The organism is Alcanivorax xiamenensis, assembly GCF_009846745.1.
Classification (GTDB): domain Bacteria; phylum Pseudomonadota; class Gammaproteobacteria; order Pseudomonadales; family Alcanivoracaceae; genus Alloalcanivorax; species Alloalcanivorax xiamenensis.
Genome location: NZ_AQPF01000025.1, coordinates 24,572 through 48,471 on the forward strand (window position 1 = coordinate 24,572; position 23,900 = coordinate 48,471).

Consider the following 23,900-nt stretch of genomic DNA (forward strand, 5'->3'; position numbering starts at 1 on the left):
ACTGGCCTCTATGGATATTCGTCTCGCCAATCCCCGTGGTTTCTGTGCTGGCGTCGATCGCGCCATCGCCATCGTCAACCGTGCCCTGGACGTGTTCGGGCCGCCGGTTTACGTGCGCCATGAAGTGGTCCACAACCGTTTCGTGGTGGATGGATTGCGTGATCGGGGCGCGGTCTTCGTCGAGGAACTGCATGAGGTGCCGGACGACGCCATCGTTATTTTCAGTGCCCACGGTGTCTCCCGGGTGGTACAGGAAGAGGCCGAGCAGCGGGCCCTGAAGGTGTTCGACGCCACTTGTCCGCTGGTTACCAAAGTGCATATGGAAGTGATCCGTTATGCCCGCGAGGGGCGGGAAGCGGTGCTGATCGGCCACGCCGGCCATCCCGAGGTGGAAGGCACCATGGGGCAGTACGACACCTCCAAGGGAGGGCGTATGTACCTGGTGGAAAGCGAAGACGACGTGGCCACGCTGGAAGTCACCAACCCGGACTATCTGGCGTTCGTCACCCAGACCACGCTCAGCGTGGACGACACCGCCCGCATCATTGATGCCTTGCGGGCACGTTTCCCCAATATCCTCGGCCCCAAGCGCGAGGATATCTGCTACGCCACCACCAACCGCCAGGACGCGGTGCGTCAGTTAGCGCTGGAATGCGATCTGGTTCTGGTGGTGGGCTCGGTGAACAGCTCCAACTCCAACCGTCTGAAGGAACTGGCGGAACGTTGCGGTACCGAAGCGTATCTTCTGGATGATCCGGCCATGATTGATGCCGCCTGGCTGCAAGGCAAGAAAGCGGTTGGCGTCACCGCCGGCGCCAGCGCTCCGGAAGAGCTGGTGCATCAGGTGGTCAGCCGGTTGCGCGAACTGGGAGGGGAAAGCGCGGAGGAAATCCCCGGCCGCGAGGAGAACATCAGCTTTTCCATGCCCAAGGCGTTGCGCGCCTGACACCCTCTTTTTAAACCTGTCATGGATGCTTTGACGGACACTCAGGACAGGTATGCCTGAAATGAGATTTGCGCTTTTTTTGTGTGAATTTAATCACATATAAAACCCCCGCTCCCTCAAGTGTTCGAGCCGTTCGGTACAGGCGGGCTACCGCTTGTCCGAGCGTGCTTGTCGCCTGTTTTGCAATCGCTAGAGTGTCGACACCGAGTTCACTTATTTGGGGGAAGACGTGGCCGGCACTCGTGGGGACAACGGCGGTTTCACCATTATCGAACTGATGTTGGGGATCATGGTCGCGGGCATTCTGCTGGCCATCGCCGTGCCGTCATTTCAGAACGTCATCGCCAGCAATGCGCTGCGCTCCACTACTTCGGATCTGATCACCGCGCTCAATACCGCCCGTTCCCAGGCGGTGAGTGCCCGTCGTGACGTGAAGCTCAAACCGTTGGGATCGCCGGCGGACTGGAGCAACGGCTGGGAGCTGGATTATGGCGTTGGCGCGGTTGAGCAGAACCAGACCTTTTCCGCCGGAGAAGGCGTCAGTGTCACGGAAAACAGCGGTGTGACAGAACTGGTGTTCGACCGCTCCGGCCGGGTGGACAACGACGCGACCTTCGAGGTGTGCGATGACCGTACCGGCGAGACCGGCCGGGAGATCTCCCTGGGGCGCTTCGGCGATCTTCAAAACAAACCGCTGACCTGCAGCTAGGGGGGCGCCATGCACATTTCCCGAGAACGGCAAAGCGGCGTCGGCATGGTGGAGATCCTGGTGGCGTTGTTGGTACTGGCCATCGGCGTGCTTGGCTATGCCGGACTGCAGCTCAATGCCTTGAAGAGCACCGAGGACGCCAATATTCGTTCCCAGGCCACGGCGTTGGCACGGGACGCATTGGAACGCATCGTTGCCAATCCGCAAGCCCGCTCCACCTATCTTCAGCAAAACAGCTGGGATACGGGGGCCGGTGCCCTGGGCGAGGCGCCGCCTTCCAATCCGAACTGCATGGCAAGCTCGTGTGACAGTGATCAGATGTCGGCCTGGGACCGCAATACCCTGCGCTGGCAGGCGGGAAACTTGTTGCCCGCCGGCAAGATCCGGGTACAGCCCTGCGATAGTGGCACCACCCTGACCAGTTGCGTGGTGGTGGCCTGGGGAGACCAGGCTCTCGGCGGCTGTGTCGACGGCGGCAACATTAATACCGATGACAGCGCCAAGTGCGTGGTGATGGAGGTGACACGATGAGGCTGTTTGGCACACATCAACAACAGACCGGTTTCAGCCTGGTGGAACTCATGGTGGCCATGGTGCTGGGACTGATCATTACCGGCGCCGCGATTTCTCTGTTTTCCACCAACCAACGGACGTTCTCACTGCAACAGAACATGGCCCGGATACAGGAGCAGGGTGATCTGGCCATGCGTTTTATCAACCAGGATGTGCGCCTGGCGGGCAATATGAGCGACGCTGTCAGTGCCACTTTCATGCCAGGCATCATTCTGGATGCCAGCAGCGCGGTAACCGGTGGGTCCGCCATTCCGCCGGGGAGCGACGGCGGTGCCGACAGCGATCGCCTCACCCTTGCCTACCATGGCGAGTTGGATTGCCAGGGCAATGGAGCGGGCGTTATGACGGAAATCGTCAACACCTACTGGGTGGGGGGCGATAACGATGACGAGCTTTATTGCCGTGGGAACCAGAGTGGTGCTTCAAACGGAGTCGTCCTGTTGCGGGGGATAAAGAGCTTCCAGGTGCTCTATGGCGTGGATCAGACCACCGACGGCATTGCCTTCGCCTCTCAGTACCTGAGCGCCGACGAAGTGCTGGCCAGCGCCGATGTGGATCAAAGCCGGATCGTGGCGGTGAAGATCGGCCTGCTGATGGAAGCCGATCTGCCGGTGCTTGGCGGCGGCGAGCAGGATCAGACCTTTTACATACTGGATCGGGAGGTCGACGTCAGCGCGGGTAGAACGCTACGCCGTCAGTTCTTTTCCACCGTCGCTATCCGGAATTATCCCTGGGATGTGATCTGATGATGCCGATAACACACTATCAATCGCAGCGTGGGGCCGCTCTTCTGGTCGCCCTGATGATTCTCGTGATCGTCTCGATCCTGGGTATCACCGCCATGAAAACCAGCATGTTCAGCAGCAAGATCGCCACTGGCACTCAGGTGGATGCGATGGCTTTTGAAGGAGCCGAGTCGGCAGTGAATGAAGCTTTCAGCGCCCTGTATGGCATGAGCAGTGCGCAACTGCAGCCGTTCCTGGCCGGGACGGTGGGACAACGCTGCCTGGTGGGTGGCGCCACGACGGCGGCGACCAGGGCCTGCACCAGCACGGACAGTATGGATTCAAGAGGGCTGGTACGAGCGGGGTCACGGATTCGCCAGGAGGGGATGAGGGCGGTATCCGGAGGGCAACTGAGCATGTCCGGCAACAACACTCTGGTGGTTGACTTCACCTTCGAGATTCTCGGTGAGGCGGAGATTGATGACTTTTCAATGGGCAACCATCACATGTTGGAAGCCTTGAAACGCGGGATGGTGTCATCGTCCGACTTTAACGTGGACACGGAAAACTAAGCACGAATAAGCACGAGCGGGGGGGAGTCATGCTCGAGAATATTTTCAAGTCAGGCCTGTTACTGGTTGCCTTGTCGTTGGCGCCGACGCCGCTTTACGCGGACGATACGGAAATCTATTTCTCCCGCGCCGGTGTCGGCAATGACGAGAACGAACAGATCGCCAATGTACTGTTCCTGATCGATACCTCGGGGAGTATGGAGCAGGGTAGTCCGACCAAGATGTCGCAGTTGAAAACCGCCTTCACCGAGGTTATCGACGGCCTGGGCGAAGGGGTCCGCGTGGGCGTTGGCAAGTTCAATGGCGGGTACGACAGCAATGGTTACGGCGGCTATGTCTTCTATCCGGTCAGTGACATGGACAGCACCGCTCGCGGCGAGGTCAAGTCTTTGGTGAACGGCCTTTCGGGCACCTCGAATACGCCCACCATGGAGGCGTATTCAGAGATGGCTCGCTACATGATGGGGATGAGTCCGACCACTTACGCCGTGTATGGGGAAGCCTCCCAGGACAAACCCCAGGTGGCGGTGAACATGCACTATCAATGTGTGCGCTATCGATCCAACGGTAGTTGTCGCCAATGGGACTGGGTCAGCGATGATAGTTATCAATCGCCGATGAACATCAATAATCAGTGTGAAAGCAACCACATCATCGTCATGACCGATGGGGACCCGACTCGGGACAGCGACTACGATTCGGTGAGAAATATCGCCGGAGGGTATTGCAACGGTTCATACAGTTGTCAGGAACAACTGGCCGGGTGGTTGGCGAGCGAGAACAATGGTCAGGAGCGTGCGGTAAAGACCTGGCAGGTGGCCTTTGGTGTCAGCGCGACTTCATCCCAGGTAAGGAACATGACTTCGGTGGCGGTTGCCGGTGGCACGGAGAGGGTTCGTCTTGCCAACGATGCCGAAGAACTGGCCGCCGAGTTCAATGACATCCTCAATCTGATAGCGGAAGACTCCCAAACCATTACTTCGCCGGGTGTGGCGGTAAACCAGAACAATCGGCTGGAGCATCTGAATCAGCTTTATTATGCCGTTTTCAAGCCCTCTAAAAGTTCGGTCTGGCCCGGCAATTTGAAACGTTATCGCAAGGACGGCAGTGAAGTCGTGGATAAGAATGGTGCCTCCGCGGTGGATGCCAGCACCGGCTATTTTCGCGATTCGGCCTGGAGTTATTGGACGCCCACGGAAGCTGATGGCCCGGATGTCACCAAAGGTGGTGCTCGTGGCAGAAACGATCAATATCAGGACCGCAAGATCTATGTGGGCAATAACAGTGATAACGGCGGCGGCGACTGGCTCACCGAAAATCGGGTGGAAACGATTCTTCAACCCGCGCAAATGGGAATTCCGGACAACAATCCGGTGCCGGAGTTTGATACCAAGCTGAAAGTCTACAATGCCTTGAACACACTCTGGGCGGATCCCATGCATAGTGTGCCGCTGCTGGTGAACTATGAACTGGGGGCTAACGCCAATGACGTGGACGGCCAGGAGAACTATCTCTTCGTATCCACCAATGGCGGCATGTTGCACGCCATCGATACCGATGACGGCCGTGAGAAATTCACGTTCATGCCGGACCGCATGCTTAGGAAAGCATATGATTTTGTCCGCTCCCCCGATTTGCGGGAGGACAATACCCGCGATCCCTACGGTATGGACGGTTCGTGGGTGGCCTATCGCACCGCCAAGGAGAACGGCGACGCCGACAAGGTGTGGATTTTCGGAGGCATGCGCCGGGGCGGGAACGCCTATTACGGTCTGGATGTGTCGTCCATAAGCAGCCCGGAGCTGATGTGGCGGATCCAGGGCAAGGATGAGAGCGGCGCCAATGCCAGTAGCGGATTCGAGCGACTGGGGCAGACCTGGTCCACGCCGACCATCACCCGGGTACGTATCGACGGTGAAGTGAAAACGGTACTGGTGTTTGGCGGTGGTTACGACGCCGAACATCATGATACCGCTGGCCAAAGAGCGGCGAAGGACAGTGTCGGCAATGGCATCTACATGGTCGACGCGGAAACCGGTGAATTGATTTGGTCCGCCGGTGCCGACGCCAATGCCGGCGTCGCCCATACAACGGTGGAAAGCATGAAATGGTCGGTGCCGGGAGGCATCGCCGTGGTGGACCTGAAGAATGGCCGATTGGATGGTCTGGCGGACCACCTCTACTTCGCCGACCTTGGTGGGCAGGTGTTCCGCGTCAATCTTGACAATAACAACGACGGTGCCGGTTCGCTGGTGAAGGGCGTGGTTCGGTTGGCCAATTTCGGTGACAGCGAGCACCGCCGCTTTTATGAAGCGCCCGCCATCGGTTATGTGCGCGATGGCTTGCGGGAGACGCTGTATGTGGCCGTCGGCTCAGGCTACCGGGCCCACCCTCTGGACGAGGACACGGAGGAAGGCTTCTTCATGTTCGCCGACGGCACCTTTAAAAATACCAATCAACCCGACGTGATTACCATGAGCGAGCTGCGCAATGCCCGTAGCAGTGACCCGTCCGCGTCCTCGAAGGGGTGGTACGTGACCTTCTTGCGTTCCGGTGAAAAGGTATTGTCTTCCCCGAGCATCTATCAGAATTCGGTGATGTTCACCACTTACGTGCCCACCAATGCGGACCAGGACGATGATCCCTGTGTGGTGCGTTACGGTGAGGCTTATGCCTATCGAGCGGACATGATCACCGGGGAGCTGGCGTCCTTCACCAACGATGGCGAGGCTTCCTGGGACGGCACCAAGCTGATTACCTCCGCGATCCCGCCGGGCGTGGTGCCGGTGATCACCGACGGTGGCACGCCCGGTGATGGTGATGGCGGCGGTGATGACGATGAGGGCGGCAGTGGCGTGTCCTTTAACGTGGGACTGGAGTTTATCGGCGATGACGGCATGAACTACAACCTGTTCCGCAAACGCCGCTGGTATCCCATGGAAAAGAACGACGCCAACGCCTATTTCCCACCTGAGCAAGGGGGGACGGCACCATGAACCGGATGACCCGGAATCCCATGGCCGGCTTCACGCTGATCGAACTGATGATCGTGGTGGTGGTGGTGGCGATCCTCGCCGCCATCGCCTACCCGAGCTACACCGAGCAAGTAAAAAGTACCCGTCGGGCCGAATACCAGGGCAAGCTGATGGACCTGGCGGCATCGCTGGAAACCTACCGGGCCCGCCATTTTTCCTATGAGGGCGCGACAGCCGGCGGCCTGGCCGGAGACGCCTATTACAACGTCCAGGTGGCCACCAGCAATGATCATCAGAGCTATCTGATCACCGCCACGCCCCACTCCGGCGCGGGCATGGCGGGGGATGGCAATCTCAAACTCAACAGCGAAGGGCAGACTTGCTGGGTGAAAGGCGGCGATTGCACGCCCAGCGCCACGTCCAGTTGGGAGCGGTGAGGAGACGGCGACGGGATCGTGCTCTCTAGAGGCAATCGCCGCCGCTGATCGGCTCGATGCGGGCGGTGCCCATCACCGACATGATGACGCGGCGTCCCTGTCCCTGGTTGCAGATCAGGAAACTGCCGTTCTGGTAATACAAATTGCCACGTCGTTCATAGCGTAGCGCGCTGCCGCGAAAGCGGCGCCAGGTAAGGGTGGTGCCCTCGGGCAGATCAAGGCGGTGGAACACGTCATCATTGGTGATAGCGGCAACGCCATCCCGGGCCTGAGCCAAAAGCAATGAGGACGTTACCTGGAAGCGGTCGCAATGGCTGTTGCCGTCGCATAAATAGATCGGTCCCCGCGTCAGTGCCTCGGCCCGGGCATACTGAATCAGGCCCAGAACCTGGTTGCTGGCTGATATCACCCTGTGCCGGGGCAGCGCCTCTTTTTGCCAGTGAAAGCCGGCGCCCAACAGCAGCGCCAGCAGGGTCATGGTGACCAGTAGTTCCACCAGTGTGAATCCGCGCACGTCCTTGTCCCTCCCATGGCCGTCCTGGCCTTTGATGTGTGGCAACCAGAGGCCAGTTTACCGTCCCGGCAAGGTGGCCTTTGTGCTACTGTTGCTCTTCTTTCTGTAGTCCATATTCCCTGATTGCTATGGCTGATTTGCTCGTCGTCGGCGGCGGTATCGTCGGATTGTTAAGCGCTTTGGAACTCACCGACCGGGGTTGCCGGGTTGCCGTCATCGACGCGCCGACCCGCTTTCCGCCGGCGTCCTGGGCCGGCGGTGGCATCCTGTCGCCGCTGTACGCCTGGCGCTATCCCGATGCCATGAACTTGCTGACGGTGGATGCGCCGGAGCGCTATCGCGGCCTGATTACACGGCTGCGTGGGCGGGCCGGACTCGTGGACGAGGACCTCAACGACAGCGGACTTTGGGTGGCGGTGGAAACCGAGAAGGAACGTGCCGACGCCATGGCCTGGGCACGCCGTTGGCGGCTGTCCTGCGTGGCGGAACGCCTGTCCCAGCGAATGCCGGAAGCCACCGACCGGGAAGGGGTGTGGTTTCCAACTCTGGGCAATTTACGTAATCCCCGTATTCTCAAGGCACTGCGGGCTCATCTCTCGGCCCAGGGTGTGCGATTCGAAGCAACACCGGCGGTATCACTATCTCCGCGCGCCGTGGGTGGGGCGTCGGTGGCGCTGGCCGACGGACGGCAATGGCAGGCGGCTCGTGTGCTGGTCAGTGCCGGTATGTGGGGCTCGCGGTTGCTCAGTCCGCTCGGGCTCAATTTGCCGTTGTTTCCTTCCAAGGGAGAAATGCTGCTCTATCAGTTGGTGCCGGGGCGGGTGCCGACCGTGTTGCTGACCGAGCAGGGCTATCTGATTCCCCGTGCCGACGGTGCCGTGCTGGCGGGCTCAACGTTGAAGGACGGTGATGACAGCCATTATCCCACGGTGCCGGGGCGCTGGGCATTGGAGAGGATGGCGGCGGCGCTGTTACCGGCTCTGGCCGAGGAAAGGCCGGTAAGCCATTGGGCCGGCGTGCGTCCCGGCTGTGGCCGGGACTGGCCGTATCTGGGCGAGGTGCCCGGCGTGCCCGGGGTCTACGCCGCGCTGGGGCACTACCGTAATGGTCTGGTGTCGGCACCGGCCAGCGCCGCGTTGCTGGCGGCGCTGATGAGTGGCGAGCGCCCGCATCTGGACCCGGCACTTTACGCGCTGCCTTCTTCCTCTTCCTGATCCAGGGCCAGTTTTTTCAAGCGGTACCGCAGTGAGCGAAACGTCATGCCCAGCTTTTTCGCGGCGGCGGTGCGGTTCCAGTGGGTGGCGTCCAGAGCCTTGAGAATTTCCTGCCGCTCGATGTCCTGCAGATAGTCCTCCAGCGGCAACGCCGGATCTCGGCTGCCGCCCAGGCTGGGGGTATCCGCGCCGGTCTGGCTTGGTAAACGCAGATGGGAGGGTTCAATGATGTTGCCATCACACAGGGTCATGGCCCGCTCCAGGACGTTCTCGAGCTCCCGCACGTTGCCGGGAAACGGATACCCGCGCAGCGCCGCCAAAGTACCGTCACTGAGCGTGGGCGGCGTGGTGTCCCAGGCGATGCCGAGTCGCGAGAGGATGTGGTCAACCAGCGCCGGAACGTCGTCCAGACGTTCGCGCAGCGGCGGTACGTGCGCCTCGATGACATTCAACCGGTAGTAAAGATCCTGGCGGAAGCGGCCGGCCTGCATTTCCTCGCTGAGATCCTTGTGGGTAGCGCACAGAATGCGCAGATTGACGCTGAACTCCCGTGACTCGCCCACCGGGCGCACGGTCTTTTCCTGAATCGCGCGCAGCAGCTTCACCTGCATGTGCAGCGGCAAATCCGCCACCTCATCGAGAAACAGAGTGCCCCCGTCCGCCTCCCGGAACAGGCCTTTGCGGTCTTCCACGGCACCGGTGAAGCTGCCTTTGCGGTGGCCAAAGAATTCACTTTCCATCAATTCGGAGGGGATGGCACCGCAGTTCACCGCGACGAAGGGGTGATCGCCGCGCGGTCCCAGCGTATGAATCAGCCGCGCCACTTTTTCCTTGCCGCTGCCGGACTCGCCGCTGATGTAGATCGGCGCCTGGCTGCGGGCGAGCTTGCGGATTTGCCGCCGTAAATGCTGCATGGCCGGCGACTGGCCAATCAACCCGTCGTCCTCGCCACTTTCGGCGGCGCCATGGCGGCTGATGCCAAGGCCGTCCTGGATCAACTGCCGCAGCCGGTCCAGCGTTACCGGCTTGGCGATGAAATCATAGGCCCCCAGTTTCATCGCTTCGGTGGCGGTTTCCATATTGCCGAACGCGGTGAGTACCGCGATGGGCAGGTCCGGCGCCTTCTCCGCCGCGTAGCGGATCAACTGTAAACCGGTACCGTCGCCGAGGTTCATATCGGTCAGGCACAGATGAAAGGTGTCGCGATCCAGCAGACGCTGGGCGGCGGCCAGGGAGTCCGCGGCCGTTGCTTCCAGTTTCATCCGCCCCAGGGTGATGACCAGAAGTTCCCGTAAGTCCGACTCGTCGTCCACAACCAAAACACGCGGAGTTATGTCATTCATCGTTATTGGAACTGTCTATCCGGATGTGCGCAGGTAATCATGAAACAAGCGCCCCGATCAGCCGGTTCATGGCTGAGACTGGCTTGATTGGCCTGGCACAGTTGTTGGCACACGAACAGACCGAGACCGTTTCCCTTGGCGTGCGTGGTGAAGAAGGGCTCGAACAAATGCCGTGCCTGTTCCTCGCCGATGCCCGGGCCATCATCGCTGACCGCGATCCAGGGCAATCGGGTTTTTGAATGCACTCCGTGGGTTACGCGTACCCGGACCTGTTCCCCCCCATGTCGAAAAGCATTACCGATCAGATTGTCGAGAATCTGAATCAGCTGGCCGCGATCGAAACGCAGCTCGGTATCGGTGGCAAAGTCCATTTGCAGACGCGCCTTGCGGTCTTCATGGCAATGCGCGGCGACCTCCACGAGAACCTCCTTGAAGGCCAGTCTTTGCGCCTGGCCTTTGGGTCGCCGTGACAAGTCCAACACATCGGAGATGATGCCGTCCACTCGTTGTACGTGGGTTCGCACCATATCGAGCAGACGGCGGTCACTGTCGTCGCCGGCATCCTCGCGCAGCAGTTCCGTGGCATGATTGATCGCGCTCAATGGATTGCGGATTTCGTGGGCCAGGGTGGCGGAGAGCCGGCCAAGGGAGGCCAGATTCAACTGCTGCGCCTCCTGAGCGATACGCGCGGTGTCCTCTAGAAACACCAGGGTCAACTGCTCGTGGCTGGTATCCAGGGGCGCGAAGCGCGCGGACAGCTCCGGCGACTGCTTCGAGGCGCGCAAGGGGGGCGGCAGGATGTGGGGCGCCTGGCGCCAGGCCTGGTATCGTTCCCGTAGTGGCTCCGGTAATGACTGGCCGCTCATGGCGGTGGCGAACGCATTATCCGCCGAAGGGTTGGACTGCAGAATACGCCCGTGACGGTCGAACACCAGGATTCCGGTACGCATGCGCCGGACGATTTGTTCGTTCAGGGCTTCCAGCCGGTCCAGGGCTACCTGCTGGTCGGCGGCGATGCTCTCGCTGCGCTCCAGCCGCGAGGCAATCTGCTGGATGATCACCGAGACCATGAAAAAAGCGATGCCAAGCAGACCGGACTCGGTCAGCGAGAATGGATCCCGCTCGCCGGATTGGGTAGCGAAGTAGAATTGCTCGTACATCACCGTCAGTGTCGCCAGGGCGGCGACCAGAAACCCCATGCGACCGCGCAGCAGAATATTGCCCGCCGCCACGGTGATCAGCAGCAGTACCGCCAGCCCTCCCTCGAGACCACCATTGGCGTGTACCACCAGGCCCAGGGCGATAACGTCGACAATCAGGGCGAACGACTGAGCCCAACCGGGGGGCGGCAGACGCTCGCTGTATTCGAGCACCGTGGACACCAGAATCAGGGCCAGATAGGCCATCACGGTGAATTCGAACAGTAACGGCAAGTGTTGGCCCAGGTAGGGCTGCTGGTGGGTGTAGTGAAGAATCAACAAGACCGAGGCGATGGCGATGCGGTAGACATTGTAAATGCGCACCGGGGTCCAGCGCTGGCCGGGTGGTGGCCAGGGAAGGCCGGCCTGATCGCGGGGCGTGGTCATGATGGGCGTCTTGGCCGGGTCAATCGTCGCTTTCCTGGTGTTCCAGGTATTCACGGCGGTGTTCGCGGGAGCAGAAGTCCAGCGACTGATGACGGAAGGCCTCGGCTTCCGGTACATGCACCCCGCACAGGTGGCATTTGACCATGCGCTCGCTGTCGATGGTGCGGGAGGAGCGGCGTGGATCGCGTCCCCGGGCGGCCTGGTTGGCGGAGACGCCTTTCACCACCCGCCAGACCACGTAAATCAGCGCGGCCAGTATCACCAGCTTGATCAGCCCCATTTCTTTCTCCCCGTAAATCACTCACCCACTTGTCGTCCGGGTGAACCTTTGCTTGACTCCGGCCCTGATTCCCAGGCTTACGAAGGTGCGCTGAAACCTGTTATACGCTCAGGTGCCGCCGACCGCATCACCAGGTGCCGAAAACCGCTAACCTGGATGCCGGAGAGGGCCGGATGCAGTAAGGAAAATGTGTCCTGGCGCGATGCCAAGGAAACTTTCCGCGGGCCTTTGGCAGGCTCTTATGTAACCCGGCCGGCTACAGAGTACAATCAGCGCAGCCGAGAGGAAAGAGATCGGCCCGAGGCGGCGGGCAGAGTGGTCGCCGGGGCCTGGACATGATGAAGGCATGGTTCCTATGCGAATAGTGATGGCCCAGCGTAATCCGCTGGTGGGCGATATCGAAGGCAATGCGCGGGCGGTGATCGATGCCGCCCGTGAGGCCCGTACCCTGTTGGGGGCGGAACTGGTGGTCTTTCCGGAACTGATGCTGACCGGTTACCCGCCGGAGGATCTGTTACTGAGGCCCAGCCTCAACCGGCGTATCGATGATGCTCTGGCCACTATCGGTGCCGCCGTGGAGGTGCCGGTGATCGTTGGCTATCCGGCGGTACGCAACGGAGTGCGTCGCAACGCCGCCGGGGTGCTTTATCCCGGCGACGAGGGCCCGCGCCACGAGTACTTCAAGCAATGCTTGCCCAATTACCGCGTGTTTGACGAGAAACGCTATTTTCAACCCGGTAACAGCGCGGTGGTGTTCGAGTTCCAGGGCCTGCAACTGGGCATCACCATTTGCGAGGATATCTGGTATGCCGGTCCGGCCGCCGCGGCGGCGGAAGCTGGCGCCGACGCCATTATCAATCTGAACGCCTCACCATTCCGTGCCGGCAAGCCGGAGGAGCGTTTCGAACAGGTGGCCGCCCGTGCCCGGGAAACCGGTCTGCCGGTGCTCTATTGCAACATGGTGGGCGGCCAGGATGAGCTGGTGTTTGACGGCGCTTCCTTCGCTGTGGACGGTGCCGGCCATCTGTGCCTACAGGGCGCCAGCTTCGAGGAAGGACTGGTGCCGGTGGATCTGAGCGGCGAAGGGGCAGTGCTGGCCGTCAGAGGCGAAGTATTGCCGGTGCCGGCGGGCGAGGAGAGCATGTATCGGGCGCTGGTATTGGCGGTGCGGGATTACGTCAACAAAAACGGCTTCAAAGGTGCCTTGCTGGGACTGTCCGGCGGCATCGATTCCGCTTTGACATTGGCGGTAGCGGTGGACGCCCTGGGTCCGGAACGGGTGGAGGCGGTGATGATGCCGTTCCGTTATACCTCCGCCATGAGCATCGAGGACGCCGAGAAGCAGGCCCGGGCGTTGCGGGTGAAATACCGGGTATTGCCGATTGAGCCGGCCTTCAACGGCTTCATGGAGATCCTGGCGGAACCGTTCGCGGGGCTCGACACCGACACCACCGAGGAGAATCTCCAGGCCCGCTGCCGGGGCGTTCTGCTGATGGCGCTCTCCAACAAAGGCGGCTCCGTGGTGCTTACCACCGGCAACAAGAGCGAGATGGCGGTGGGTTATGCCACTCTCTATGGCGATATGGCCGGCGGTTTCTCTGTGCTCAAGGATGTGTTCAAGACCTGGGTGTTCCGTGTTGCCCGCTGGCGCAATCAGAAAGCCGGCACCGAGATCATTCCACAACGGGTGATCGACCGGCCACCGTCCGCGGAATTGGCGCCGGATCAGGTGGATTCGGATTCGCTACCCGACTACGACGAGTTGGACGCTATTCTGGAGCACTATGTGGAACAGGACATGAGTGCCGAAGCGGTGATCCGCGCCGGCTTCGATCGGGACGTGGTGTACCGGGTGGTGCGCCTGACCGATCGCAATGAGTACAAGCGCCGTCAGTCGGCGGTGGGGCCGAGAGTCAGCCGCAGGGCTTTTGGCAAGGACCGGCGCTATCCGATTACCAATGGCTGGCGCCCGGGGGACTGAGAAGGGTATCAAAGCCGCCGCGGGGTTCTCCTGCAGCGGCCTCGTCGTCCGCTTACAGCAAATCGAAGGTCAGCAGGCTGAGGATGCCGTTGGCCTTGTCCGGCCACCAGGACAGGGTAACCCTGTCGTCGTTCATATAGTCGGAATCCGGCCAGTTCTGCGCCAGTACCCGGCGGCTCTTGTCGGCCAGTTCCGGCTGATTGATACGCTCGTAGCCCTTGGCCATGATCGCCAGTGCTTCCGGTACCGAAGGCGTGCCCTGATAGTGACGCACTACGTACTGGGCCCGGTTGATGGCCGCGATATAGGCGCCGCGCCGGGCATAGTAGCGGGCGGCATGCAGTTCCTGGGCGGCGAACTGATTGCGGATGAACACCATGCGTGAGCGCGCGTCCGGGGCATAGTCGCTGTCCGGGAAGCGGTTCACCAGCCGTTCGAAATCCTCGAAGGCGTTGCGGGCGGCACTCAGGTCGCGGGCGGACTTGTCGGTGCTCATGATGTTGTCGAACAGGCCGCGCTCCAGGTAATAGTTGGACAGCCCGTGCATGTAGAGGGCGTAGTCCAGGCTGGGGTGGGCCGGGTAGGAGCGGATGAAGCGCTGGGCGGCGACCACCGCGGCAGGGTAATCCTGGGACATGAACTGGGCATAGATCAGGTCCAGTTGTGCCTGCTCGGCGTAGGGGCCGTAGGGGAAACGGGCTTCCAGTTCCTTCAGGCTATCGATGGCGGTCAGGTAATTTTTCGCTTCCAGCGACTCCCGCGCCTGCTTATATTGCTCGGCCTCGGTGCGTTCCGGGCTCTCGACGGGCTTGCTGGAACAGGCGCTCACCATCACGGCGATAATCAGGGGCCAAAACAGACGTGGCATTTTTTCCTCGGTTCGACGCGCTACAATGGAGCGCTATTTAATCACAGGTTGCGATATGGGACATCTCGGCGGGGAGAAAATTCAACGTACCGAGCAGGTGAGCGTGGATCACGCCGGCGCCCGCTTGGACCAGGTGGCGGCGGAGCTGTTCGAGGGATTCTCCCGTTCACGACTGCAAACCTGGATCAAACAGGGGGCTCTGACCGTCAATGGTCGCAAGGCGCGCCCCAAGGACAAGCTGGTGGGCGGCGAGAGCCTGACCCTGGAGGCGGAGCTGGCGCCGGAGCTGGAGGACCAGCCCGAGGCGATCAGCTTGCCGGTGGTGTATGAGGATGAGGACCTGATCGTTATCAACAAGCCGGCGGGGCTGGTGGTGCATCCGGCGGCGGGGCATGCGGATGGGACCTTGCTCAACGGACTGCTTCATTTGGATGAGCGTCTCTCAAGTCTTCCCCGTGCCGGCATCGTCCATCGCCTGGACCGGGATACCACCGGCTTGATGGTGGTGGCCCGGTCCCTGGAAGCGCACAGCGGGTTGGTGGCGCAGTTGCAGGACAAGAGCCTGCATCGTGAGTACGAAGCCATCGCCGTTGGGGTAATGACTGGCGGCGGCACCGTGGATGCGCCCATAGGACGCCATCCGGTGGATCGCAAGCGTCAGGCCGTGGTGGCGCAAGGCGGCAAGCCGGCGGTGACCCATTTCCGCGTGATGGACCGCTACCGGGCCCATACCCGGATCCAGGTCCGGTTGGAAACCGGACGCACTCATCAGATTCGCGTTCACATGGCCCACCGTCACTATCCTCTGGTGGGAGATCCGTTGTACGGTGGTCGCCTGAAGTTCCCCGCTGGTGCCACCGAGGCGTTACGCGAGGCGCTGCGCCGGTTCCCCCGGCAGGCTCTGCACGCCCGTCGCCTCGGTTTGGTGCACCCGGTTAGCGGTAAGTATCTGGAATTCGAAACGCCGTTGCCGGAAGACCTGCAGACTCTGATTCGGGTCCTCGAGGAGGACCGGGAGGCGCAATGACGCTGCCGGACGTCAATCAGTGGCTCTGGCCGGAATGGCACCCGCATCCCCGGGTGCGGTCGGTGGTCACCACTCGCCTGGGGAGTCACTCACCTCCCCCATGGGCCGGGTTCAATCTTGGCGCCAATTGCGGTGACGAGCCCTCCCGGGTGGAAGCCGCCCGCCGTCATGTGCACCGGTTGCTGCAAGTGGATCACCCACCGGCCTGGCTGCAGCAGGTTCATGGGGAGCGGGTAATTCGCGCCGGTGATGCGGACAACCGCGCGGATGGGGTCTGGACCGACGAAAGCGGTTGGCCCTGCGTGGTGCTCACCGCTGACTGCCTGCCGGTTTTATTGGCACGGGGGGATGGCAGCGCGGTGGCCGCGGTGCACGCCGGCTGGCGTGGGCTGCATGCGGGCATCGTGCAACGGGCGGTATCGATCCTGGCGCCGGAAGGGGAGGCGCTGTCCGCGTGGTTGGGGCCGGCGATTTCCGGACGTGTCTATCAGGTTGGGGAAGAAGTACGCCGTGCCTTCATGGAATCCTCGCAGCTGTTTGAACCCGCTTTCACCCGTGACGCGACTCCCGGCCATTGGCGTTTTTCGCTTACCCATGCCGCCACCCTGGTATTGCATCAGGCCGGTGTGGAAGACGTATCCGGAGGGGAGCATTGCACCGCCGATGACCTCACCCACTTCTATTCCTACCGCAAGGAAGGCCAGACCGGTCGCTTTGCTTCTCTGATTTGGCTTGAGCCCTGATCGGGGCCGGGCCCGCCATCTCCGTTTTCTTAATCTGGATCAATATCGGGCGTTTTTTCCGGCTGGGGTTGCTTGAATTCCATGGCTCCGCCCGCATTTATAGGTCAGATTTTGAACAGTCGGTAAAGTCCGGTGCCATTGAAACCTTGTGGTTGAGGGCCGGAATTTACGCGCAACCAGGAGAAGTCATTCATGCGAATGGACAAATTGACCGCTCGTCTTCAGGAAGCTCTGGGCGAAGCCCAGTCACTGGCGGTGGGGCAAAGCCACAACGCCATCGAACCGGTGCACCTGCTGCTGGCTTTATTGCAGCAGCGTGGCGGTGTCGCCGCGCCGTTGCTGGAAAAAACCGGTGCCAACCCGGCGGATGTGATCACCGCTCTGAAGATGGCCATGGACAAGCTGCCCACCGTTGGACAGTTCACCGGAGACGTTCAGCTGTCCCAGAATCTGGGGCGCTTGTTGAATCTGGCGGACCGGGAAGCGCAACAGCGCGGGGATCAATACATCTCCACCGAGGCGGTGTTGCTGGCGGCCTGTGATGATAACGGCGAGGTCGGCAAGTTGATCAAGAACGCCGGTATTCGCAAGGCGGTGCTGGCGGAGAAAATCCAGGAGGTCCGCGGTGGTGAATCGGTGGATGACCCCAACGCCGAGGACCGTATGGAGTCCCTTAAGAAGTACACCACGGACCTCACCGAACGCGCTGAAAGCGGCAAACTGGACCCGGTGATCGGCCGGGATGATGAAATCCGCCGTACCATTCAGGTGCTACAGCGCCGGACCAAGAACAATCCGGTGCTGATCGGTGAACCGGGTGTCGGTAAAACCGCCATCGTCGAGGGGCTGGCGCAACGCATCGTCAACGGCGAAGTGCCGGAAGGGCTCAAGGAAAAGCGGGTTCTGTCCCTGGATATGGCGGCTCTGATCGCCGGCGCCAAATACCGTGGTGAGTTCGAGGAGCGCTTGAAGGCGGTGCTCAACGAACTGTCCAAGCAGGAAGGGCGGGTGATCCTGTTCATCGATGAGCTGCACACCATGGTCGGCGCCGGCAAGGCCGATGGCGCCATGGACGCGGGCAACATGCTCAAGCCGGCGCTGGCGCGCGGCGAGCTGCATTGTGTCGGTGCCACCACGCTGAACGAGTATCGTCAATACATCGAAAAGGACGCCGCTCTGGAACGTCGCTTCCAGAAAGTGCTGGTGGACGAGCCCTCGGTGGAAGACACCATCGCCATTCTGCGCGGTCTGAAGGAACGTTATGAGGTTCACCACGGTGTCGACATCACCGACGGCGCCATCATCGCCGCCGCCAAACTGAGCCATCGCTACATCACTGACCGCCAGTTGCCGGACAAGGCCATCGATCTGATCGACGAAGCGGCCAGCCGTATCCGTATGGAAATCGATTCCATGCCGGAGGAAATGGACCGCCTCGATCGCCGTCTGATCCAGTTGAAAATGGAGCGGGAAGCTCTGCGCAAGGAAGAGGACGAGGCAAGCAGGAAACGGCTGGAAAAACTGGAAGCCGACATCGCGGCGCTGGAGAAGGAATACGCTGATCTGGAAGAGATCTGGAACGCGGAGAAAGCCGCGTTGCAGGGCGCTCAACAATACAAGGCGGAACTGGAACAAGCCCGGGTGGATATGGAACAGGCACGTCGCGCTGGCGACCTGAACCGCATGTCCGAGCTGCAGTACGGGGTGATTCCGGAATTGGAGAAGAAGGTTCAGCAAGCTCAGGAACGCGAGGAAGCCGCTCAGGTGGAAACCCAGTTGCTACGCAACAAGGTCACCGATGAGGAAGTGGCGGAAGTGGTTTCCAAATGGACCGGGATCCCGGTGTCCAAGATGCTCGAGGGCGAGCGTGAGAAACTGTTGCGCATGGAAGAGGCGCTGCATCATCGCGTGGTGGGCCAGGAAGAGGCGGTGGAAGCGGTAGCCAACGCGGTGCGTCGTTCCCGCGCCGGGCTGTCGGACCCGAACCGCCCGAATGGCAGCTTCCTGTTCCTCGGCCCCACTGGTGTGGGTAAAACGGAACTGTGCAAAGCGCTGGCCGGCTTCCTGTTTGATACCGAGGAAGCCATGGTACGTATCGATATGTCCGAGTTCATGGAGAAGCATTCCGTGGCCCGGCTGATCGGCGCGCCTCCGGGTTATGTCGGTTATGAGGAAGGCGGTTATCTCACCGAAGCGGTGCGTCGTAAGCCGTATTCCGTGGTGTTGCTGGACGAAGTGGAAAAAGCGCATCCGGATGTCTTCAACGTGCTGCTGCAAGTGCTGGAAGACGGCCGCCTTACCGATGGCCAGGGCCGCACCGTGGACTTCCGCAACACGGTGGTGGTGATGACCTCGAACCTGGGGTCGGACCTGATCCAGCGCATGGCCGGCGAAGGCGATTATGAGGCAATGAAAGCCGCGGTAATGGAAGTGGTCGGCCAGCATTTCCGTCCGGAGTTCATCAACCGGGTGGACGAGACGGTGGTATTCCACCCGTTGGGGCAGGCGCAGTTGAAAGGCATCGCCGGCATCCAGCTCGACTATCTGCGCAAGCGGCTGGTGGAGCGGGAAATGTCCCTGACGCTGTCCGACGCGGCGTTGGACAAGCTGGTGGAAGCGGGCTTCGACCCGGTCTATGGCGCCCGGCCGCTGAAGCGGGCGATCCAGAACCAGTTGGAGAATCCGCTGGCCCAGGCGCTGCTCAAAGGCGAGTTCGTGCAGGGTGATGCCATCAACGTGGATGTGGCGGACGGCAAGTTCACCTTCGCCAAGGGGTGAGCCTTGAGCGCTGGCACGCACCACGTCGGTACGCCGATCCGGCATGATGTTTTCTGATTGTTGGGTTCGGCGTGCTGGCGTGTTGCGTGTAAGCGTGCTGGCGAATTGTGGGGCAGCGGCGGCCCTCTTCCGTGAAGGAAAGGACCGCGATTTGTATTGAGCCCCCTCAGGAGGAACGCCGGAACGGGAAGGTGAACTGTTGCACCACGCCTTCCGGTACCTGGGTGCTGGCGCGGGTGCCGTACCGCGCCGCCAGTTTGTCGGGCATGTGCAGTGTGCCGAACAGTTTGTCGTAGAGCGGCAGGAAGGCGGCATAGTTCTTGTCCACTGCCTCGTCCTCTGAGGAGTGATGCCAGTGGTGGAATTCCGGGGTGGCGATGACCCAGCGCAGCAGCGGAAAACGGAAACGCACATTGGCGTGGATGAAAATCGCGTGGAAGGAAATAAATACCAGATAGGCGTACACCGCCGAGGGCGAGAAACCAAGAACAAAGATCGGTAAATAACCGACGAAGCGGTTGGTGACGATTTCCACCAGATGCAGCCGTGATGAGGCCAGCCAGTCCATTTGCTGGGTGGAATGGTGCACGGCGTGAAACTTCCACAACCAGGGTACTTCATGGAATGCCCGGTGAATCCAGTAGCTGCCCAGATCCACCACAATCAGGATTTCGATGAACTGCAGCCACAGTGGTTGGCTGGCGATGGCCTGCTGGAAGCCGATATCAACTTTGTCGTGCAGGAACACCTGAATCGGGATCACGGTGAAGAAGCTGATTAACTGCAGGCCGACATGGCTGAACAGGAAGTACTTCATGTCCGTGATCCAACCCCGGCGCAACACTCGTTGCTCGGGGTCCTTCGGATAGATCCGCTCCATCGGGATGAACACCAGGGCCAGCACCAGCAGGGTGAGGATGAAATAGTCCAGCCCGGCGTAGAGGCTGCGGCCGTCCACCGGTGGCACGTCGATTCTGCCGGAACCGAGCAGGGCGGCCATGCAGGCCATGATCATGCCGGCCAGGCCATAGCGTGGATCCTGGTGGCGCCAGACACTGATAAAGCCGGCACAGAAGGCGATGGCGATACCGGCGAACAGCACCATGCGCAGCACATCGGCGCTATAGAAAGCACGAAATTCCGGCGTGGTGAGCAAGTTCGGGAACAGAAAACAGAAACCGCCGAGCAGGGAAAGCAGGCCGAGGCCGACGGCGATGGTGGCGCTGATCTTGCCCTGACCGGGTGTCAGGTCCACGTCTTCGAAGCGTTCTCTCAAATAATCCGTCATGTTGGGCTGTCCTTGGGTGAGCACCGGGCCGGCGGCGTGATAGGGATGATAGCATCCGCAGCGCCGGAGCCCCTATGTCAATATAGGGAGTTCAGTAACGGGGACGGGAAGTATTTTAAGCCTGAAAGCGGGTGAGGGAACCCGCTTCCAATGGTAACAAACCACGTCAGGCCCCCCGGCTATCGCAGAATGATACCGCGGCGCGGGTCTGTTTCAGAATCCCGGCCCGCTTTTCCTGGTCCAGAACCTCCATTTCGCCAGTCTCCGGGTTCTCGCGGCGCACCAGTGGTTTTTCCGTCAGGGCCGCCAGATTCCGCCGGTGCTGGTCGCAGGCGGCCCGGGTTTCCTCGCTTACGGCGCCGTCCGCTGCGGTGGTGCTTTTTTGCTCGCCTGGGCGGGCGCGCCGGGCGCGGTCCTGTTCCAGCCTTTCCAGGGCGTCGGCCTGGTCCGAGCTGGCGGAGCGGCGGGTGCGCACGGATTGGGCTTCCTGGCCCTCCGGGGGTTGCGCGTCATAGTGGGTGACACCCTGGTCGTCCACCCATTTGTAGTAGGTGGCGGCCGGAACATACGAGCTGGCGATGAGTAGGGCGACAATGAGTAATGGTTTCATAGTGATCCGGCCCGGAAACGTGATCCGGGATTCCCTCCGAAAAAAGTATTAGCCGCCCAAGCATGCCAACGAACCCGCCGGCCAGGCAAGACACCGTGGTCATTAGGGCTTTGAAATCGCCCGCATTTCTGACAATATTAAGACCTTTCCGGAGTTCGGGACCCGCAACCACTTACCGGTGGCTGTGTGGCCGGGATTCGGGGCGTCGTTACCGCGGCGTCCGGTGTCAGCAGTATGACTGCATTCTCGTCCCGCTGTGGGAACCTCCGGAGGTTTCTCACCCCGTCGCGGGCACGATTCCTCCAGGTCCCTCTGCCTGTGTCTGTTGCCGGCCAACCGCTGCGACCGACCTCGGGGTGCTCAAGTATGGCGCCCTATTCCACAGGTAAACGTTGTCCTCCGCTTCCAGCGGGGTGATCGCTATTGTTCTGAACTAGAGGTAGCAACCGTGGAAATGTTATCCGGCGCGGATATGGTTGTCCGCGCACTGCAAGAAGAGGGTGTGGAGTACATCTTCGGGTATCCCGGAGGGTCCGTTCTGCACATCTACGACGCGTTATTCAAGCAGGACAAAGTCAGTCATATTCTGGTGCGCCATGAGCAGGCGGCGACTCACGCCGCTGACGGCTACGCTCGCGCCACCGGCAAGCCCGGCGTGGTGATGGTGACTTCCGGCCCCGGCGCCACCAATGCCATTACCGGCCTGGCCACCGCCTTCATGGATTCGATTCCGATGATCGTGTTGTCCGGCCAGGTTCGCTCCGACTGGATCGGTGATGACGCCTTCCAGGAGACCGACATGATCGGCGTCTCCCGCCCGGTGGTGAAGCACAGCTTCATGGTTCGCGATCCCAAGGATATCCCGGAGATCTTTAAAAAGGCGTTCTACATCGCCACCACCGGCCGTCCCGGCCCGGTACTGATCGATATTCCCAAGGATCACACCGCCCCCAACAAGACCTTCCCGTACGAATACCCGAAGAAGGTCAAGTTGCGCTCCTACGCGCCGGTGACCCGGGGACACTCCGGTCAGATCCGCAAAGCGGTGGAAGAACTGCTCAAGGCCAAGCGCCCGGTTATCTATTCCGGTGGCGGCGTGGTTCAGGGCGAGGCCAGCGAAGCGCTGACCAAACTGGCCCGTAAGCTCAACTTCCCGGTGACCAACACTTTGATGGGGTTGGGTGCTTATCCGGGGACCGATCGTCAGTTCCTCGGCATGCTCGGCATGCACGGGACCTACGAAGCCAACATGGCGATGCACAGCGCCGACGTGATCCTGGCCGCCGGTGCGCGGCTGGATGACCGGGTCACCAACAACACCAAGAAGTTCTGCCCCGGGGCCAAGCTGATTCACATCGATATCGATCCGGCCAGCATCTCCAAGAACGTGGCGGCGCACATTCCCATCGTCGGTCCGGTACAGCAGGTACTGGATGAAATGCTGTCCATGCTCGATGAGCAGGACAACGAGCCGGACCACAAGGCGCTGGAGCGCTGGTGGCAGGAAATCGACGGCTGGCGGGAGTTCCACGGCCTGCGCTACGAGACCAATGAAAGCGGCCCGATGAAGCCGCAGCAGGTGGTCGAGGCACTGTACAAGGCGACTGAAGGCAAGGCCTATGTCACCTCCGACGTGGGGCAACATCAGATGTTCGCCGCCCAGTTCTACAAGTTCGACAGCCCGCGCCAATGGATCAACTCCGGCGGCCTCGGCACCATGGGCTTCGGACTGCCAGCGGCCATGGGCGTGCAGTTCGCCTTCCCGGACGCGGTGGTTGCCTGTGTCACTGGTGAAGGCTCGATCCAGATGAACATCCAGGAGCTGTCCACCTGTCTGCAGTATGGTCTGCCGGTGAAGATCATCAACATCAACAACCAGGCCCTCGGCATGGTGCGCCAGTGGCAGGACATGCAGTATGGCGGTCGTCACAGCCAGTCCTATATGGAATCCCTGCCGGACTTCGTCAAACTGGCCGAGTCTTACGGTCATGTGGGCATCAAGGTGGAGAAATTCGAGGACCTGGAGGGCGCCATGAACGAAGCGTTCGCGCTCAAGGACCGGCTGGTCTTCATGGACATCTACGTGGATCCCACCGAGCACGTGTACCCGATGCACATCGCCGATGGCGCCATGCGTGATATGTGGCTGAGCAAGACGGAGCGCACCTGATGAGACGTATCATTTCGATTCTGATGGAAAACGAACCCGGCGCCCTGTCCCGGGTGGTGGCTCTGTTCTCCCAGCGAGGCTACAACATCGAGACGCTCACCGTGGCGCCCACGGAAGATCCGACTCTGTCGCGCCTGACCATGACCACCACCGGTGACGAATACAAGATCGAGCAGATCACCAAGCACCTCAACAAGCTGATCGAGGTGGTCAAGCTGGTGGATCTCACCGAAGGGGCTCACATCGAACGTGAGATCATGCTCATGAAGATCAAGGCCACCGGTGCCCAGCGCGCGGAAGTGAAGCGCACCGTGGACATCTTCCGTGGCCAGATCGTGGATGTGACCGCTACCGTTTACACCGTTCAGCTCACCGGGACCACCGATAAGCTGGAGGCGTTCATCAACGCCATCGGTGAAACCCAGGTGCTGGAAGTGGTGCGCTCCGGCGTGTCCGGCATTGCCCGTGGGGAGAAAGTGTTGAGCCTGTGACGGTTCGCGCTTTCGACCGGAAACAACGAACCCCGCCTGGTGCGGGGTTTGTTGTTTTTGCGCGGGACCC

Annotated in this window: 21 protein-coding genes; 14 read left to right on the plus strand and 7 right to left on the minus strand. The window is 61.0% G+C overall.

The annotated features are described in order from the left end of the window. Window positions 1-10 precede the first annotated feature (10 nt). From ispH to A6D6_RS14255, 7 genes are all read left to right on the plus strand, one after another. Window positions 11-946 carry a 4-hydroxy-3-methylbut-2-enyl diphosphate reductase gene (gene ispH / locus A6D6_RS14225; protein ID WP_022996670.1) on the plus strand — a complete coding sequence of 312 codons (936 nt, stop codon included), beginning with the start codon at window positions 11-13 and terminating at the stop codon, window positions 944-946. Between the two features lie 229 nt (window positions 947-1,175). Further along, complete coding sequence (locus tag A6D6_RS14230) at window positions 1,176-1,655, plus strand: GspH/FimT family pseudopilin (protein ID WP_236564112.1); 480 nt, start codon at window positions 1,176-1,178, stop codon at window positions 1,653-1,655. Between the two features lie 9 nt (window positions 1,656-1,664). Next, the gene (gene pilV / locus A6D6_RS14235) at window positions 1,665-2,186 is read left to right on the plus strand and encodes a type IV pilus modification protein PilV (protein ID WP_133492850.1); all 522 of its coding nucleotides are present in this window, start codon (window positions 1,665-1,667) and stop codon (window positions 2,184-2,186) included. Next, window positions 2,183-2,974, plus strand: coding sequence for a PilW family protein (locus A6D6_RS14240; RefSeq protein WP_133492849.1), 792 nt, complete (start codon window positions 2,183-2,185; stop codon window positions 2,972-2,974). The genes pilV and A6D6_RS14240 overlap by 4 nt, the downstream gene beginning before the upstream one ends. Continuing rightward, the gene (locus tag A6D6_RS14245) at window positions 2,974-3,525 is read left to right on the plus strand and encodes a pilus assembly PilX family protein (protein WP_133492848.1); all 552 of its coding nucleotides are present in this window, start codon (window positions 2,974-2,976) and stop codon (window positions 3,523-3,525) included. The genes A6D6_RS14240 and A6D6_RS14245 overlap by 1 nt, the downstream gene beginning before the upstream one ends. Window positions 3,526-3,554: 29 nt before the next feature. Next, window positions 3,555-6,521 carry a PilC/PilY family type IV pilus protein gene (locus tag A6D6_RS14250; protein WP_159661100.1) on the plus strand — a complete coding sequence of 989 codons (2,967 nt, stop codon included), beginning with the start codon at window positions 3,555-3,557 and terminating at the stop codon, window positions 6,519-6,521. Further along, entirely contained in the window at window positions 6,518-6,937 is a 420-nt protein-coding gene (locus A6D6_RS14255; RefSeq protein ID WP_159661101.1) for a type IV pilin protein, read from the plus strand. The genes A6D6_RS14250 and A6D6_RS14255 overlap by 4 nt, the downstream gene beginning before the upstream one ends. Before the next feature lie 25 nt (window positions 6,938-6,962). On the opposite strand, the gene A6D6_RS14260 is transcribed toward A6D6_RS14255, so the two are convergent. Further along, window positions 6,963-7,451, minus strand: a complete 489-nt coding sequence (locus A6D6_RS14260) for a GspH/FimT family protein (RefSeq protein ID WP_159661102.1) — start codon at window positions 7,449-7,451, stop codon at window positions 6,963-6,965. A gap of 128 nt (window positions 7,452-7,579) precedes the next feature. Between A6D6_RS14260 and A6D6_RS14265 the strand changes: the two genes are divergently transcribed. Continuing rightward, window positions 7,580-8,665 carry an NAD(P)/FAD-dependent oxidoreductase gene (locus A6D6_RS14265; RefSeq protein WP_159661103.1) on the plus strand — a complete coding sequence of 362 codons (1,086 nt, stop codon included), beginning with the start codon at window positions 7,580-7,582 and terminating at the stop codon, window positions 8,663-8,665. Here the strand turns inward: A6D6_RS14265 and A6D6_RS14270 are convergent. From A6D6_RS14270 to A6D6_RS14280, 3 genes are read right to left on the minus strand one after another with little or no spacing between them, the layout of a single operon-like run. Continuing rightward, on the minus strand, window positions 8,638-10,008 hold the full coding sequence (locus A6D6_RS14270) for a sigma-54-dependent transcriptional regulator (RefSeq protein ID WP_133492844.1): 1,371 nt from the start codon (window positions 10,006-10,008) through the stop codon (window positions 8,638-8,640). The genes A6D6_RS14265 and A6D6_RS14270 overlap by 28 nt on opposite strands. 2 nt (window positions 10,009-10,010) lie before the next feature. After that, window positions 10,011-11,594 (minus strand): ATP-binding protein, encoded by a 1,584-nt coding sequence (locus A6D6_RS14275; RefSeq protein WP_133492843.1) that lies wholly within the window; start codon window positions 11,592-11,594, stop codon window positions 10,011-10,013. 19 nt (window positions 11,595-11,613) lie between these two features. Continuing rightward, complete coding sequence (locus A6D6_RS14280) at window positions 11,614-11,874, minus strand: PP0621 family protein (RefSeq protein ID WP_133492842.1); 261 nt, start codon at window positions 11,872-11,874, stop codon at window positions 11,614-11,616. Window positions 11,875-12,229: 355 nt separating this feature from the next. On the opposite strand from A6D6_RS14280, the gene A6D6_RS14285 reads away from it, so the two are divergent. Continuing rightward, window positions 12,230-13,855: an NAD+ synthase gene (locus A6D6_RS14285; protein ID WP_159661104.1), complete on the plus strand. Its 1,626-nt coding sequence runs from the start codon at window positions 12,230-12,232 to the stop codon at window positions 13,853-13,855. Window positions 13,856-13,907: 52 nt separating this feature from the next. Here the strand turns inward: A6D6_RS14285 and A6D6_RS14290 are convergent, their stop codons facing one another. Then, the gene (locus tag A6D6_RS14290) at window positions 13,908-14,723 is read right to left on the minus strand and encodes an outer membrane protein assembly factor BamD (RefSeq protein WP_133492840.1); all 816 of its coding nucleotides are present in this window, start codon (window positions 14,721-14,723) and stop codon (window positions 13,908-13,910) included. A gap of 55 nt (window positions 14,724-14,778) precedes the next feature. On the opposite strand from A6D6_RS14290, the gene rluD reads away from it, so the two are divergent. The 3 genes from rluD (at window position 14,779) to clpB (ending at window position 19,271) form a co-directional block, all read left to right on the plus strand. Next, the gene (gene rluD, locus A6D6_RS14295; protein ID WP_133492839.1) at window positions 14,779-15,750 is read left to right on the plus strand and encodes a 23S rRNA pseudouridine(1911/1915/1917) synthase RluD; all 972 of its coding nucleotides are present in this window, start codon (window positions 14,779-14,781) and stop codon (window positions 15,748-15,750) included. Next, on the plus strand, window positions 15,747-16,493 hold the full coding sequence (gene pgeF / locus A6D6_RS14300; protein ID WP_159661105.1) for a peptidoglycan editing factor PgeF: 747 nt from the start codon (window positions 15,747-15,749) through the stop codon (window positions 16,491-16,493). Before rluD ends, pgeF begins: the two co-directional genes overlap by 4 nt. A gap of 192 nt (window positions 16,494-16,685) precedes the next feature. After that, a complete protein-coding gene (clpB, locus tag A6D6_RS14305; protein ID WP_133492837.1) occupies window positions 16,686-19,271 on the plus strand; it encodes an ATP-dependent chaperone ClpB in 2,586 nt (861 codons plus the stop codon). A 166-nt stretch (window positions 19,272-19,437) separates the two neighbouring features. Here clpB and A6D6_RS14310 read toward each other — a convergent pair whose 3' ends face one another. Beyond that, window positions 19,438-20,559: a sterol desaturase family protein gene (locus A6D6_RS14310; RefSeq protein ID WP_159661106.1), complete on the minus strand. Its 1,122-nt coding sequence runs from the start codon at window positions 20,557-20,559 to the stop codon at window positions 19,438-19,440. Window positions 20,560-20,725: 166 nt separating this feature from the next. Beyond that, on the minus strand, window positions 20,726-21,169 hold the full coding sequence (locus A6D6_RS14315; protein ID WP_133492835.1) for a DUF4124 domain-containing protein: 444 nt from the start codon (window positions 21,167-21,169) through the stop codon (window positions 20,726-20,728). 448 nt (window positions 21,170-21,617) lie between these two features. On the opposite strand from A6D6_RS14315, the gene A6D6_RS14320 reads away from it, so the two are divergent. Next, window positions 21,618-23,339 (plus strand): acetolactate synthase 3 large subunit, encoded by a 1,722-nt coding sequence (locus A6D6_RS14320; protein WP_097058755.1) that lies wholly within the window; start codon window positions 21,618-21,620, stop codon window positions 23,337-23,339. Continuing rightward, the gene (gene ilvN / locus A6D6_RS14325; protein WP_014996018.1) at window positions 23,339-23,830 is read left to right on the plus strand and encodes an acetolactate synthase small subunit; all 492 of its coding nucleotides are present in this window, start codon (window positions 23,339-23,341) and stop codon (window positions 23,828-23,830) included. The genes A6D6_RS14320 and ilvN overlap by 1 nt, the downstream gene beginning before the upstream one ends. The last annotated feature ends 70 nt before the right edge of the window (window positions 23,831-23,900 follow it).

Bases quoted from the DNA above. Each gene is read 5' to 3' on its own strand.
- ispH (WP_022996670.1), top strand. From the start codon at position 11: ATGGATATTCGTCTCGCCAATCCCCGTGGTTTCTGTGCTGGCGTCGAT.
- pilV (WP_133492850.1), top strand. From the start codon at position 1,665: ATGCACATTTCCCGAGAACGGCAAAGCGGCGTCGGCATGGTGGAGATC.
- A6D6_RS14240 (WP_133492849.1), top strand. From the start codon at position 2,183: ATGAGGCTGTTTGGCACACATCAACAACAGACCGGTTTCAGCCTGGTG.
- A6D6_RS14245 (WP_133492848.1), top strand. From the start codon at position 2,974: ATGATGCCGATAACACACTATCAATCGCAGCGTGGGGCCGCTCTTCTG.
- A6D6_RS14250 (WP_159661100.1), top strand. From the start codon at position 3,555: ATGCTCGAGAATATTTTCAAGTCAGGCCTGTTACTGGTTGCCTTGTCG.
- A6D6_RS14255 (WP_159661101.1), top strand. From the start codon at position 6,518: ATGAACCGGATGACCCGGAATCCCATGGCCGGCTTCACGCTGATCGAA.
- A6D6_RS14265 (WP_159661103.1), top strand. From the start codon at position 7,580: ATGGCTGATTTGCTCGTCGTCGGCGGCGGTATCGTCGGATTGTTAAGC.
- A6D6_RS14270 (WP_133492844.1), bottom strand. From the start codon at position 10,008: ATGAATGACATAACTCCGCGTGTTTTGGTTGTGGACGACGAGTCGGAC.
- A6D6_RS14275 (WP_133492843.1), bottom strand. From the start codon at position 11,594: ATGACCACGCCCCGCGATCAGGCCGGCCTTCCCTGGCCACCACCCGGC.
- A6D6_RS14280 (WP_133492842.1), bottom strand. From the start codon at position 11,874: ATGGGGCTGATCAAGCTGGTGATACTGGCCGCGCTGATTTACGTGGTC.
- A6D6_RS14285 (WP_159661104.1), top strand. From the start codon at position 12,230: ATGCGAATAGTGATGGCCCAGCGTAATCCGCTGGTGGGCGATATCGAA.
- A6D6_RS14290 (WP_133492840.1), bottom strand. From the start codon at position 14,723: ATGCCACGTCTGTTTTGGCCCCTGATTATCGCCGTGATGGTGAGCGCC.
- rluD (WP_133492839.1), top strand. From the start codon at position 14,779: ATGGGACATCTCGGCGGGGAGAAAATTCAACGTACCGAGCAGGTGAGC.
- pgeF (WP_159661105.1), top strand. From the start codon at position 15,747: ATGACGCTGCCGGACGTCAATCAGTGGCTCTGGCCGGAATGGCACCCG.
- clpB (WP_133492837.1), top strand. From the start codon at position 16,686: ATGCGAATGGACAAATTGACCGCTCGTCTTCAGGAAGCTCTGGGCGAA.
- A6D6_RS14310 (WP_159661106.1), bottom strand. From the start codon at position 20,559: ATGACGGATTATTTGAGAGAACGCTTCGAAGACGTGGACCTGACACCC.
- A6D6_RS14315 (WP_133492835.1), bottom strand. From the start codon at position 21,169: ATGAAACCATTACTCATTGTCGCCCTACTCATCGCCAGCTCGTATGTT.
- ilvN (WP_014996018.1), top strand. From the start codon at position 23,339: ATGAGACGTATCATTTCGATTCTGATGGAAAACGAACCCGGCGCCCTG.